13 protein-coding genes, 3 tRNA genes and 1 other RNA gene are annotated in these 12,239 nt (G+C 64.6%); 4 read left to right on the forward strand and 13 right to left on the reverse strand.

Features of this window, described 5'->3' with window-relative positions; translation table 11 throughout:
* The 10 genes from VMV82_10840 to ffs form a co-directional block, all read right to left on the reverse strand.
* Window positions 1-663, reverse strand: a 663-nt coding sequence (locus VMV82_10840) for a hypothetical protein (protein ID HUY42045.1), incomplete at its 3' end; no start/stop codon positions are given.
* 104 nt (window positions 664-767) lie between these two features.
* Window positions 768-844 (reverse strand) — tRNA-His (locus tag VMV82_10845).
* Between the two features lie 37 nt (window positions 845-881).
* Window positions 882-955: transfer RNA gene (locus VMV82_10850), tRNA-Arg, on the reverse strand.
* Window positions 956-959: 4 nt separating this feature from the next.
* A tRNA-Pro gene (locus tag VMV82_10855) sits at window positions 960-1,036 on the reverse strand.
* A 35-nt stretch (window positions 1,037-1,071) separates the two neighbouring features.
* A complete protein-coding gene (locus VMV82_10860) occupies window positions 1,072-1,920 on the reverse strand; it encodes a GNAT family N-acetyltransferase (GenBank protein HUY42046.1) in 849 nt (282 codons plus the stop codon).
* Window positions 1,917-2,513 (reverse strand): RdgB/HAM1 family non-canonical purine NTP pyrophosphatase, encoded by a 597-nt coding sequence (gene rdgB / locus VMV82_10865; protein ID HUY42047.1) that lies wholly within the window; start codon window positions 2,511-2,513, stop codon window positions 1,917-1,919. Before rdgB ends, VMV82_10860 begins: the two co-directional genes overlap by 4 nt.
* Window positions 2,510-4,333: a translation elongation factor 4 gene (gene lepA, locus VMV82_10870; GenBank protein ID HUY42048.1), complete on the reverse strand. Its 1,824-nt coding sequence runs from the start codon at window positions 4,331-4,333 to the stop codon at window positions 2,510-2,512. The genes rdgB and lepA overlap by 4 nt, the downstream gene beginning before the upstream one ends.
* 4 nt (window positions 4,334-4,337) lie before the next feature.
* Entirely contained in the window at window positions 4,338-4,628 is a 291-nt protein-coding gene (locus VMV82_10875) for a YggT family protein (protein HUY42049.1), read from the reverse strand.
* Window positions 4,629-5,516: a M23 family metallopeptidase gene (locus VMV82_10880; protein HUY42050.1), complete on the reverse strand. Its 888-nt coding sequence runs from the start codon at window positions 5,514-5,516 to the stop codon at window positions 4,629-4,631.
* Window positions 5,517-5,569: 53 nt separating this feature from the next.
* Window positions 5,570-5,668: signal recognition particle sRNA small type (gene ffs / locus VMV82_10885), an RNA gene on the reverse strand.
* A gap of 51 nt (window positions 5,669-5,719) precedes the next feature.
* On the opposite strand from ffs, the gene VMV82_10890 reads away from it, so the two are divergent.
* Window positions 5,720-5,860, forward strand: coding sequence for a hypothetical protein (locus VMV82_10890; GenBank protein ID HUY42051.1), 141 nt, complete (start codon window positions 5,720-5,722; stop codon window positions 5,858-5,860).
* A gap of 4 nt (window positions 5,861-5,864) precedes the next feature.
* On the opposite strand, the gene VMV82_10895 is transcribed toward VMV82_10890, so the two are convergent.
* Window positions 5,865-6,815, reverse strand: coding sequence for a hypothetical protein (locus tag VMV82_10895; protein ID HUY42052.1), 951 nt, complete (start codon window positions 6,813-6,815; stop codon window positions 5,865-5,867).
* A 110-nt stretch (window positions 6,816-6,925) separates the two neighbouring features.
* On the opposite strand from VMV82_10895, the gene VMV82_10900 reads away from it, so the two are divergent.
* Window positions 6,926-8,092: a homogentisate 1,2-dioxygenase gene (locus VMV82_10900; GenBank protein HUY42053.1), complete on the forward strand. Its 1,167-nt coding sequence runs from the start codon at window positions 6,926-6,928 to the stop codon at window positions 8,090-8,092.
* A 32-nt stretch (window positions 8,093-8,124) separates the two neighbouring features.
* Here the strand turns inward: VMV82_10900 and fahA are convergent, their stop codons facing one another.
* Both fahA and VMV82_10910 read right to left on the reverse strand, forming a co-directional pair.
* Window positions 8,125-9,282, reverse strand: coding sequence for a fumarylacetoacetase (gene fahA, locus VMV82_10905; GenBank protein HUY42054.1), 1,158 nt, complete (start codon window positions 9,280-9,282; stop codon window positions 8,125-8,127).
* Window positions 9,279-10,169 (reverse strand): hypothetical protein, encoded by an 891-nt coding sequence (locus tag VMV82_10910; protein ID HUY42055.1) that lies wholly within the window; start codon window positions 10,167-10,169, stop codon window positions 9,279-9,281. Before VMV82_10910 ends, fahA begins: the two co-directional genes overlap by 4 nt.
* 54 nt (window positions 10,170-10,223) lie before the next feature.
* Between VMV82_10910 and hppD the strand changes: the two genes are divergently transcribed.
* Entirely contained in the window at window positions 10,224-11,336 is a 1,113-nt protein-coding gene (gene hppD / locus VMV82_10915) for a 4-hydroxyphenylpyruvate dioxygenase (protein HUY42056.1), read from the forward strand.
* A complete protein-coding gene (gene deoC, locus VMV82_10920; GenBank protein HUY42057.1) occupies window positions 11,333-12,235 on the forward strand; it encodes a deoxyribose-phosphate aldolase in 903 nt (300 codons plus the stop codon). Before hppD ends, deoC begins: the two co-directional genes overlap by 4 nt.
* Window positions 12,236-12,239 lie beyond the last annotated feature (4 nt).

The following is a 12,239-nucleotide window of genomic DNA, read 5'->3' on the forward strand; positions in this document are numbered from 1 at the left end:
GAGATCAAAAACACTTCGAATCACCACGAGGATATTCGCTAGACGGAGGCGATCATGCATGGTCAGAGTTCGCGCCCGCGCCGCCGTATCGACGAGCAATCTCGCACGCGCGGCTGCTTCAAGCGCCGCCGGCGTCGCGGAGAATGCGATGTCCGCAAGGTTTTGCGCGACTTTACCGCGGTCGTAGCTCAGGTTCGAATTATCTTCAATGGCATCCAGAACCGCCTGAATTCGTACCACCATCAGATTCAACCGCACGATGCTTTGCGTTAGCGACGCCGGCCGACGTGCATCCCGCCAGGCGCGCCATGCGCTCCGCCACGGACGAAGCGCCCCGAGCTTCGGGCCGGCGCCGCTTCGCAATGCCCCATCGAGACGCAGCATGAGTGCGCCTACGCGGGCTCGTTCGCGCGCGATTGTCGTTGCGGACGCGCGGCTTGCGATGATACGCCGCAGTTCACCAACCTGCGCCACCGTTGCAAACAAGTCCGTGTTCAGGCTCACCGCAAACTGCTCGCGCTGCAATCCCGCGCGATTAATACCAACTTCATCGTTGAGCTTCGATACTTGCCACAGGACAGGCCCGAGCGCGAGCACGAAGAGCGCCGTGATCGCGATGCCCAAGAACCCGAGCCAGCGCGGCCGGGCCCAATCGCGTTTCATGATCGAGCGACTTCTCGCTTCAGCAATTGACTCCCCGCGCAGTTCCTGGTTCAAACGCGCAGCGCGGTCGGCGTATGCATCCGACCGCGCAACTGCGCATTAAGTGGGGTGACTGACCGGCCTCGAACCGGCGACCTCCTACGTCACAGGCAGGCGCTCTAACCAACTGAGCTACAATCACCACGGATGACGCTCGGACCCCTTCCGATTCTCCGATTCGCGCCCGGAGGGACTCGAACCCCCATCTTCGAGTTTAGAAGACTCGTGCCTTATCCTGTTAGACTACGGGCGCGTGCTGGTCGGGACGACAGGAATTGAACCTGCGACCTTTCGCTCCCAAAGCGAACGCTCTACCAAGCTGAGCTACGTCCCGCAATTCCCGCATTCATGGACTTCTTCAGAGCTTCCCTAGTATAGCAGCGGATGGCAAGCGACGTACCGGCTTGGGTCTCCGCGCGCACGCCCGCGAGCCGAGAGCCACGCCGTCTCGACGGCGAGCCCGCACCGGATCGCCGCGCGCAAGACGCGTACGTTTTCGCCGGGCACGAGACACTGCGTCCACGAGGCGCCGTAGCGGTGCGCCAGCGCCGTGAGAGCGAATGCGAAGATCTGCTCCTCATACGAGCTCGACGAAGCCGCGATCGGCCCGATCCTTCCGTCGGGCCAGACGTACGCATAGCCGACGAGCTCGCCGTTGAAGAAGAACGCGTGCGCGGTCGCAAGGAGCCCGAGCAGCGCGTGATCCGCACCGAGCGGCGCGCCGCGAACCTCCCGTTCCAGGGTTTCAATGGCGAAGCGGTTCCCGCCCGCATCGAGCGCTACAACCTCGAAGCGCCGGCCCTCAGACGCGGCCAGACGCAGCAGTTCCTCTTCGCTCGGCAGCGCCCCCGTGCAGCGGAGCAGCGCGCCGCGGACGGCAGTGCCGTGTCGAATCGCAAAGGCCAGCGAAGCGCCGTCGGTTGCATCGACGATTGCAAAGAGCGATTCCGCCTCGCGCGTCGCCTCTTCCAGAAGCCGCGATGCGAGGCCCGCTTTGCGATGTGCGGGCCGAACGAAGAGCTCGTGCACGAACGTTTCGCCGTCGTTCGCGCTCGCAAAGACGATCCCGACGGCTTGGTCTCCCAATCGTGCAACGAGCGCAGTACTCTCCCGCGCGAGGCCGAGGTAGAGACGGCGGACGACGTCATCGCGGCAACGCAGCTCGGCGAAGACCTGCAGCTCGTCGTCCGTGGGCGCAGTGAAGATCGGCTCGCTCATACGAGCAGCGTTGCGAGCAACGCGTCCGCGGCGCGGCGCCGGTGGCTGATCGCGTTCTTTCGCGTCTCACCCAACTCGGCGAGGGTCAGCGATTCGCCGCTAGGGATGAAAATCGGGTCGTATCCGAAGCCGCCGGTACCGCGCTCTTCGCTCGGGATGCGGCCTTCGATAACGCCGCGCCCGATCCACATCGCGCCGTCGGGGACCATGAATGCGACGACGCAGACGAATCGTGCACTGCGCGCGCTGTCGGGAACGCCGCGCATCTCCTCGAGCAGCCTCCTGCGCCGCTCTTCCCACGGTGCGTCTGCGCCGGCATAGCGCGCGGAAAGCACGCCAGGCCTGCCGCCGAGCGCATCGACCTCCAGCCCGCTGTCGTCTGCGAGCACCGCGGCATCGATCCCGGCATGCCTCAGCTGCGCGTGCAACGCTCGTACCTTGAGCACGGCGTTGTCATGAAACGACGCCTCTCCCTCGGCGACGTCGGCATACGCCTCATACGCGCGCAACTCGAGCGGAGTGCCCGCAAAGATCGCTTGCAGCTCGCCGAGCTTTCCGCGGTTCTTCGTCGCCACGTATGTGAGCGCGGTCAATCCTCCAGACGAAGCACGGCCATGAAGGCCTCCTGCGGCAACTCGACGCGGCCAACGCGCTTCATGCGCTCTTTCCCGGCCTTCTGCTTCTCCAGCAGCTTGCGCTTACGCGTGATGTCGCCGCCATAGCATTTCGCGAGAACGTTCTTGCGCATCGCGCTCACCGTCTCGCGTGCGACGATCTTCCCGCCTATCGACGCTTGAATGGGTACGTCGAACATCTGCCGCGGGATCAGCTCCTTCAATCGCTCGGTCAGCGCCCGCCCGCGCTGGGCGGCGCGTTCGCGCGCGACGATGAACGAGAGGGCGTCGACCGGCTCGGCGTTGAGCAGAATCTCGAGCTTCACCAAGTCGCCTTCGCGGTACCCGATGAGCTCATAATCCAGCGACGCATAGCCCTTCGTGCGCGATTTCAGCTGATCGAAGAAATCCACGATGACCTCGATGAGCGGCATCTCGTAGGTCATAATGACGCGGCCGTCATGCAAGTACTCCATGCCGGCGAGACTGCCTCGCCGGTGCTGCGTGATGTCCATGATCGCGCCGACGTACTCCGGCGGCGAGATGATCGTCGCCTTGACGTACGGCTCTTCAATCGTTCGGATGAGGTTCGTGATCGGGAGCTTCGAGGGGTTGTCGATCATCTCGACCTCGCCGTCGGTCTTCGTCACGCGAAAAACCACCGACGGTGAGGTGGCGATCAGATCGAGAGAGTAACCGCGCTCCAAGCGCTCCTGCACGATCTCCATGTGCAGTAAGCCGAGGAAGCCGCAACGAAAGCCGAATCCCAACGCGACCGAGCTCTCGGGCTCGTAGACGAGCGCGGCGTCGTTGAGCTTGAGCTTCTCGAGCGCGTCCCTCAGCTCGGAGTACTCGACGCCTTCGTTGGGATAGAGGCCGCAGTAGACCATCGGCACGGCCTTGCGGTATCCGGGAAGCGCGACGTGCGCCGGGTTTCCGGCCTCCGTGATGGTGTCGCCGACGTCGATTTCGCCGAGTGACCGAATGTTCGCGATCACGTATCCGACGTCGCCGATGCCGAGCGCGTCGGTGATGCGCATCTCCGGTGAGAATATGCCAACCTCTGCGCATTCGAAGACCCGTTCGTGTGCCATCGAGAGAAATCGCGTTCCGGGCTTCAGCTCGCCGTCGACCACCCGCACGTAGCAGACCACGCCTCGGTACGGATCGAACTGCGCATTGAAGACGAGCGCGCGCAGACGATCGCGGTGCCCCTTCGGCGCCGGAATGCGCGCGACGATCGCTTCGAGGATCTCGTCGATGCCTATGCCGTTCTTGGCGCTTGCCAAGATGCACTCGCTGCGCTCCATGACCAGCAGCTCTTCGACCTCGCCCATGACGCGTTCCGGGTCGGCAGCGGGTAAATCGATCTTGTTGATGACGGGCACGATCGTAAGATCGTGCTCGAGCGCCAAGTGGTAGTTCGCGAGCGTCTGGGCTTCGATGCCCTGAGCCGCGTCGATGATCAGGACCGCACCCTCGCAGGCAGCCAGCGATCGCGAGACCTCGTACGAGAAGTCGACGTGACCCGGCGTGTCGATGAGGTTGAGCGTGTAGGTCTGTGCGTCTCCGGCGCGATAGCGCAGCGTGACCGGATGCATCTTGATCGTGATGCCGCGCTCGCGCTCGAGATCCATCGCGTCCAGCAGCTGGTCGGACATTTCGCGCGCCTCGACGGTCTTCGTCGTTTCGATGAGGCGGTCAGAGAGCGTCGTCTTGCCGTGATCGATGTGCGCGATGATGCAGAAGTTGCGCACGCGGCCGGCGGTCTCCAGCCGGTGTGGATGCTCGGCCTTCACGTCGCTAGTAGAGTGGGGCGCAGGCTTGGATCGTTAGATTCTGCAGCAGCGGACGGATGAGAAACTGCAGGATGACGATCAACACGAGGAACGCGATGTCCAACCCGCCCATCGGCGGAATGACGCGGCGAATCGGCATGAGGAGCGGCTCGACGAGCATGCCGAGATACCGCTCGAAGACGCTGCCGCGAAGGTCGGGAATCCACGACAGGACCGCATAGACCAGCAGAACGATGGTGTAGACCCAGACCAGCAGGCCCAGCAGCTGGGTCAGGTCGCATGCCACCCCGCTCATCTACCGCAGCGCTGCGATAACGGAGGAAGGAATGCCGTCGAGATATGGTGCCGGATCGACCGGGCGGCCATCCAGCATCACCTGGTAGTGCAGATGCGGACCGGTTGCGAAACCGGTCGCGCCGACGGCCGCAATGGTCTGTCCCTTGTAGACGCGCTGCCCTACGTGGACGTCGATGCGCGACAAATGCGCGTACCAGGTGTGATAGCCGTTTCCGTGGTCGATGTCGATCTTCAAGCCGTACCCGCCGTCCCAGGCAGCCGACGCGATCGTTCCAGCGGCGGATGCGCGCACGGGCTCGCCATAGTCCGCGCTCAAGTCGACGCCTTCATGAAACTCCACGTCAGGGGAGGTGCGATAGCAGAAGCACCCGGTCACCGCCGCCCCCGCGACCGGATCGATCGACGGAATGAACGCCATGAGCCGCTCCTGCGCGAGCGCGTGAATGTGGCGCAGATTCAGCACGCGTAGAACGAGGCGGTGATTGCGCTCGGATTCGCTCAAGAGCGTCGCCGAAGCCAAAGCTAGAATGCGCACGCGCGACTCCAGGGATCGGACGCTGCCGCTCGGGCGAGCCCAGGAGACTTTGGCCTTCGCATGCCGGGGCGCCGGTGTCGGCGCGCCGATGAGGCGCGCGATCTCTCGATCTTCTTGCTGGACGCGTTGGAGCTGACGATGCAGCGCCGCAGTCTGCCCTGCGATATGCGCCAGCGCGGCGCGCTCGTCGCCCAGGTGCCGGTACTGAAGAGCTGCATAGCCGAGCGCCGCCAGAAGGCATGCGCAAGCAAGCGCGCTCACCAGCGCGACGTGGCGGCGACGCACGACGAAGCGATGAATGGCATCGCCCTTGTGCGGCACGATCTTGATGTAGTAGCGGTCCTCGGGCATTAGCCAGGGGCCCTCGTTCGCTCGCGCACGTGCCCACTCTTTCCTACCACGACGAGGGTCGGGGAGTTCACGGCACCCGTAAGGGCTCGCTTACCGTTGCTCCCTTCCGGTCCTGGCGGGGTTCACGAGGTTACGCCGCGTGAAGCCCGACCCCCATCAATGGCCCGCCCATGATACCACAGGGGTCGGCGAAGAACTCGGCCATGGTGGCATCGGCGCTCCTCGCGCTGCAGCTCCTCAGCCTGCCGTTCGCGTCCGGTGGACGCCTGCCGGAATGGACGGCGCACGACGACGGGCATGCGATCGCACGGGGTGGCCTCCTCGGCCGCTACGGCGTTCGCTGATCGCCTACCGCGTCCGCGTGAATCCCGGGGGAATCGAGAAGAGCGCCTCGGCTTCCGGCTTGTAGAGCCAACGGACGTTTCCGGCCTCGGTCACCATCCCAAAGCGTTGCCCTTGCGTCTGCTCGCCGCCGTAGACCATGCGCCGATACATCGTCACGCGTGATGACGTGCCCGACAGCAGCGACATTCCGGAGGCGTTGCCGTGAATGCGTGGCCTGCATCCCCCGTGAACGATGGTCTGCTGTGCGGGCTGCATCGCTCCGCTGACGCGCGGCAGCGGGCAATAGGCGCGCGGAATGCCCACGCCTGACACGTACTCGACGATCTCCATAGAGGACGAGCCGTTCGTGCACGACCCCGTCGCGTTGGACATCACGATGGAGAGCGAGGCGGAGCTTCCGTGCGTCGCAACGTTGTCGAGCGTTCTCGGCCCGAGATTCTGCGCGCTCGCGCGTACGGTCAAGTCCTCGCTCCCCGGAGCTTCGTTCACGATGGCTGGCCGGCCGTAACTCTGCGGCATAGGCGCCGGCTGCGGTGATGGCACCGTGCTCGCGATCGTGTACGTCCGATGCGCGAGATCCAAGGTCACGTACTCGTGCAGGTCGCATTTCGTGATCGTCGCAGTTTGGTGGACGACATCGTCGGTGCGCACCCAGTTGCGATAGTACGTGTACCGCGTCAGGAACCCGGAGCGCATCGACTGCATGGTGTTCATCGCGGATTGATAACCGTTCATCACCCCGCTGAAGAGGCCGCGATGCGGCGCGGGAGTGTTTTGGACCGCAGCCATGATAGCCGCCCGGTCATCTTGGAACGTTCCGGGCGGAACGGGGGTAGCGGGCGGCATCTCGACGCGAGAGATCTCCTCGTATTGAAGAGCGACCGGCGTCGGCGTCGGACGCGGCATGGCGTTCGCCACGGTCGAGCCGGTGGCGATCGCGGCTGCAAGAGCCACCGCCGCGAGAGTTCCCAGAACGAAGCGCTCCATCAGTCATCTCCTCCGTTACAAGCAACCGCCTTCTCCCCGGACGAAGAGACCCCTGGGAGAGCGCCGAACTCCCGCGCGTGCCGAGTTACATGCGGGCGGGTGCCCTTCCGCCCAAGCGCCACATTCAGTTTCGCCGTCCCGACGGCGGCTTGTACGCCGAGGAGCTGCTCTCAACGCAAGGCTTCGAGAGCGTCTACTCCTTGCTCTACCATCTCCATCCGCCGACGGCCACGCTCGACGTTCGCTCGTGGGACCGGCCGCAGCCGCCGCTGCAGGCGAATGAGCCGCTCCGTAACCGGCACTTCAAGACCGCGCGCATCGCGACGTCCGGCGACGCCGTCTCCTCACGCGTCCCGGTTCTCGGCAACGCCGACGTAACGATCGCCGTCGCGGAGTTTTCCGAGTCAATGCCCTACTTTTACAGGAACGTCCGGGGCGACGAGCTCCTCTTCGTGCATCGTGGCAGCGGGCATCTCCAGACGCCGCTTGGGCGGCTCGATTACCGCCCGCACGACTACCTCGTCATCCCGGTGGGCACGACTTACCGCGTCCATCCGAGCGAAGCCACGCGGATGCTCGTCTACGAGACCTCGGGGCCGGTGCAGACTCCACGCAGGTACCGCAACGAGTTTGGCCAGCTCGCCGAGCACGCTCCGTACTACGAGCGCGACTTTCGCGGGCCCGCGCTCGACGAGCCGATCGCGGAAGATGGCGCCTTCGAGATTCGCGTCTCCGGCAAGGAGCGCAACGCGATTTACATCGTCGCACACCATCCGTGCGACGTCGTCGGTTGGGACGGATACTGCTACCCGTATGCGTTCAACCTCGACGAGTTTGCGCCGATCACGGGCAAGCTGCATCAGCCGCCGCCCGCGCATGCAACGTTCGAGGCACCAGGCGCTGCGTTTTGCGCTTTCGTGCCGCGTCTGTTCGATTATCACCCGCTCGCGATTCCGGTTCCATACAATCACTCGAGCGTCGATTGCGACGAAGTGCTCTACTATGTCAGCGGTAACTTCATGAGTCGCCGCGGCGTGGAGGAGGGCTCGATCACCCTACACACGGCGGGTGCGCCGCACGGCCCACAGCCGGGCGCGGTAGAGCAGTCGCTCGGAAAAACGTCCACGGACGAGATCGCCGTGATGATCGATACGTTCGCCCCGCTCCATATCGCTCGGGCCGCGAGCGACGTCGAGGACGAAAACTACTATCGTTCTTGGCTCGAGGCGCCGGCGGTCACCTAGCCTACTGCGGTCACCTAGCCTACTAAGGAAGCCTAACAGGCAACGATTCGGCCGCGGCAGGCGCCGAAACCCACGCGTAACCCGTCGCGCTCGCACCATCCGCGCAGCGTGACCTCGTCGCCGTCCTCGAGAAACGCGCGCTGCTCGCCGCTCGGAAGCGAGAGCGGCTTCGTGCCGCGCCACGTGAGCTCGATGAGGCTTCCATAGCTCGCCGGATCCGATCCCGAGATCGTCCCCGATGCGAAGAGGTCCCCGGGGCGGATGCGCGTTCCGTTGCTGCGCACGTGCGCGAGTTGCTGCGCCATCGTCCAGTAGAGCTCGCCGGCGTTCGTTCGCGCGATCGTGAGGGGCGCAAGCCCGGCCGTACGCATTGCAGCGCTCTGCAGGTCGGCGGCGAGATCGATGTCGTACGCGCAGTCGTTTTCGAGGCGCAGATACGGCAGCGGCGCCGGACTCTGCTTCTGTGGCGCGATGCGAAAGGGCGCGAGCGCATCCAGGGTAACGACCCACGGCGAGATCGTCGTCGCGAACGATTTGCCGAGAAACGGGCCGAGCGGCTGGTATTCCCAGGCTTGAATGTCGCGCGCGCTCCAATCGTTGACGAGGACCAGCCCGAAGATCGACTCGCTGCCCGTCACGAAGCCCACCTCGAGCTCGATGTCGAGCATCGTGCTCGGCCCGAAGACGGGCGCGTCCGCGTCCTGCGGTTTGCGCTGGCCGTTCGGGCGCCGCACGGGCGTCGCGTCAACGACGATGCTGCCCGCGCGTCCGTGATATCCGACGGGCATCCATTTCCAATTCGGCAGAAGCGGCTCGGCGTTTGGGCGGAAGATGCGGCCTAGATTCCTCGCGTGCTGCTCCGACGAGTAGAAGTCGACGTAGTCGCCGACTTCAACGGGCAGGCGCATCGCAGCCCCTATCCGTTCCACGTATAGCTCTGCGTCGAGATCGTCTTGCAGCAATGCCTGCAACCGTTTTCGCAGCGCGTGCCAGGCGCCCGGTCCTTCGGCGAGCAGCGGATTGAGAGACGGCGCGCGCAGCACGCCGGGTGCGCAGACCCCGTCGAAGAGTGCAGCCTCCGCCCCGGCATGCAGGTCGAAGATGCGATCCCCGATCGCCACGCCGAGATGGACGCTTCCGTCGCGCTCGAACGCGCCGTACGGCAAGTTCTCGATAGGAAACTCGTTCATTGCCGCGGCAGAATGCCGAGCGCCATGAGATCGTCGACCGGCTCCGCGAAGCTACAGCTTCCGAAGCCGAGAAAGCGCTGTAGGCGATCCGCACGCAACGCCTCGGCATCTGCGAGGACCGTGTCGTGCCACAAGAACCCGCGTTCGTCGAACGAAAACGCCGACGCCTCTTCCTCCGCGACGACTTCTCGGACAGTTGCAGTATCGTACCGCGACGCGACGCACGCGGCGCCGAGCACGTTGAGAAACCCGTGCATGACGAACCCCGCTGTGGCGTTGAAGTGCCGTACTGGATGGTGCAGTCCCGCCGTCGCCTTGAAGGCGACGCCCGCTCGCGAGGCGGCGACGACGAAGTCTGCAACCTCTTGGACCGGCGGCGTAGCGTCCGGCGTCGCGCCGCCGCACCGAATTTTCGCGCCAAACCTGCTATCCGAGAGCGCGTCCATCGCCTCGGCGAGCGCCGCGGAGCTCAGCCTGCGCGGAAGCTCCACGGCGATCGGCAACCCCGGCGCGAGCCGCTCCAGGACTTTGCGCAGCGCGCGAATCGCCGTACGGGTTGCGCCGAGTTCGCGTACCGGAAGCGCCAACGTGATCTCGCAGCTCTCGGGCAACACGTGCTGCATCGGGCGTATCGCCGCTTCACCGCCTAGCAGCACGGCCATAGGCACCGGCAAGTCCTCCGCGAGCGCCGCGTCCAGCTCGCCGACTCTCTCTGCCGGGACGACGAACTTGCCGAGCATCCAGGCGTGTGCGTTCTGCCGGCAGCGCTCGTACTCGCGCGCCGCTGCCGGCATCGAAAGCTGTGCCGGCGGGAAGAGGCCGGCGTAATCGACGATACGCTCGAGAGCGACGCGAGCTGAGGTTGGAACCAGCAGCGACTCAGGCATGGCGCGCTCCTTTCGACAGGGCCACCTGGTTCGCTTCGCAAAGCCTCAACGGTTATGAGTACGGCCCCGCGGACCCATCCCCACCCGCTGGCACACATCGACTGGGACCACGTGGAGTTCTACGTCGGAAATGCAAAACAAGCGGCGCACTACTACATGTCGGCGTTCGGCTTCGAACAGATCGCCTATGCCGGGCCGGAGACCGGAGTACGGGACCGGGCGAGCTACGTGCTCGCACAGAACGATCTGCGCTTCGTTCTCACGTCGAGCCTGCGGCCCGACGGCGAGATCTCAGATCTCGTGCGGCTGCACGGTGACGGCGTTCACGACGTCGCCATCCTCGTCGACGACGCTCGCGCTGCCTGGGAGGCCGCACGCGACGGCGGCGCCGTCTCCCTGCTCGAACCGACGGTCTACGAGGACGCGTCCGGTGCTCTCTTGCGCGCAACGATCAAGACGTACGGCGACACGGTGCACTCGTTCGTTCAGCGCGACGGCTACCGGGGGATATTCGCGCCCGGGTACGTCGAGCATCGCCGGTCGCTCACCGCGCACAAGCCCGGTCTAAAAGCGGTCGACCATTGCGTGGGCAACGTCGGATGGGGCGAGATGGACGCGTGGGGAACGTTCTACGAACGCGTCTTCGGCTTCTCGCAGCTCGTCTCGTTCGACGATCGAGACATCTCGACGGAGTACACCGCTCTGCGCTCGAAGGTCATGACCGATCCGCGCCACCGCGTGAAGTTTCCGATCAACGAGCCGGCTCAGGGCAAGAAAAAGTCACAGATCGAGGAGTACCTCGATTTCTACGGCGGTGCCGGCGTGCAACATATCGCCATTCGAACCGACGATATCGCCGAGACGATCCGCGCGCTTTCCGCCAACGGTGTCGAGTTTCTCGACACGCCGGATTCGTACTACGAGATGCTCGCCGAGCGCGTGGGCAGGATCGACGAAGCGATCGAAACCTTGCGCGAGTTGCGGATCCTCGTCGACCGCGACGATCGCGGATACATGCTGCAGATCTTCACCAAGCCGCTCCAGGACCGCCCGACGCTCTTCTTCGAGATCATCCAGCGCAAGGGAAGCCTCTCCTTCGGCAAGGGGAACTTCAAGGCGCTTTTCGTCTCGATCGAGCGCGAGCAGGAGAGACGCGGCACCTTATGACGGCGACCGTTCCGGTCGATGCGGTCATGCTGGAAGCGCGCGCTGCAGAGCTGGGCAAGCGCTCCATCAAGACCTCGGCAAAACTTGCGGGAATCGACATCGCGGTGCGCTGCACCGACCTCACGACGCTCGAAGGCAAAGACTCTGAGGGCCGCGTGCGTTCGATGTGCGCAAAGGCGATTCGTCCCCGCCCAGGGTGGAGCGAGATTCCCAGCGTGGCGGCGGTCTGCGTCTATCCGAACCTCGTGGCGGTTGCGAAATCCGCACTCGAAGGCAGCACCGTCAAGGTGGCGTCGGTGGCGACGGCTTTCCCAAGCGGCTTGGTCGACCTCGACGTGAAGCTCGCAGATACAGCTCAAGCAATTGCGGCCGGCGCCGACGAGATCGACATGGTGATCGACCGCGGCGCGTTTCTCGCAGGGCGCGAGCAGATGGTCTTCGACGAGATCGTCGCAATCAAGAAGCTCTGCTCCTCGACGAGCTCCGCGCAGGCCGTCCGCCTGAAAGTCATTCTCGAAACGGGCGAGCTCGGCAGCTACGAGGCAACGCGCCGGGCCAGCGACCTCGCTCTCGAGGCGGGCGCGGACTTCATCAAGTCCTCGACCGGCAAGGTCGGCACGAATGCAACCTTTCCCACGGCGCTCGTCATGTGCGAGGCTCTTCGCGATTTCTCTAGGCGCACCGGGCAGAAACGCGGCCTCAAGCTCGCCGGCGGTATTCGCACGACCAAACAAGCGCTGACCTATCTTGTCATCGTCAACGAGACTCTCAATGAGTCGTGGCTCGACCCCACGCTCTTCCGCCTCGGCGCAAGCTCGCTTCTCGACGACCTGCTCATGCAGTTCGAAAAGGAACGAACGGGCCACTACGCCGGAGCGGACTACATACCGAAAGACTAAAAGC

It is taken from the genome of Candidatus Dormiibacterota bacterium, from assembly GCA_035532035.1.
Lineage (GTDB): Bacteria > Vulcanimicrobiota > Vulcanimicrobiia > Vulcanimicrobiales > Vulcanimicrobiaceae > Tyrphobacter.

Coding starts and splice junctions, on each gene's coding strand:
- VMV82_10860 (HUY42046.1), bottom strand. CDS start 1,920: ATGAGCGAGCCGATCTTCACTGCGCCCACGGACGACGAGCTGCAGGTC.
- VMV82_10875 (HUY42049.1), bottom strand. CDS start 4,628: ATGAGCGGGGTGGCATGCGACCTGACCCAGCTGCTGGGCCTGCTGGTC.
- VMV82_10880 (HUY42050.1), bottom strand. CDS start 5,516: ATGCCCGAGGACCGCTACTACATCAAGATCGTGCCGCACAAGGGCGAT.
- VMV82_10890 (HUY42051.1), top strand. CDS start 5,720: ATGGTGGCATCGGCGCTCCTCGCGCTGCAGCTCCTCAGCCTGCCGTTC.
- fahA (HUY42054.1), bottom strand. CDS start 9,282: ATGAACGAGTTTCCTATCGAGAACTTGCCGTACGGCGCGTTCGAGCGC.
- VMV82_10910 (HUY42055.1), bottom strand. CDS start 10,169: ATGCCTGAGTCGCTGCTGGTTCCAACCTCAGCTCGCGTCGCTCTCGAG.
- hppD (HUY42056.1), top strand. CDS start 10,224: ATGAGTACGGCCCCGCGGACCCATCCCCACCCGCTGGCACACATCGAC.
- deoC (HUY42057.1), top strand. CDS start 11,333: ATGACGGCGACCGTTCCGGTCGATGCGGTCATGCTGGAAGCGCGCGCT.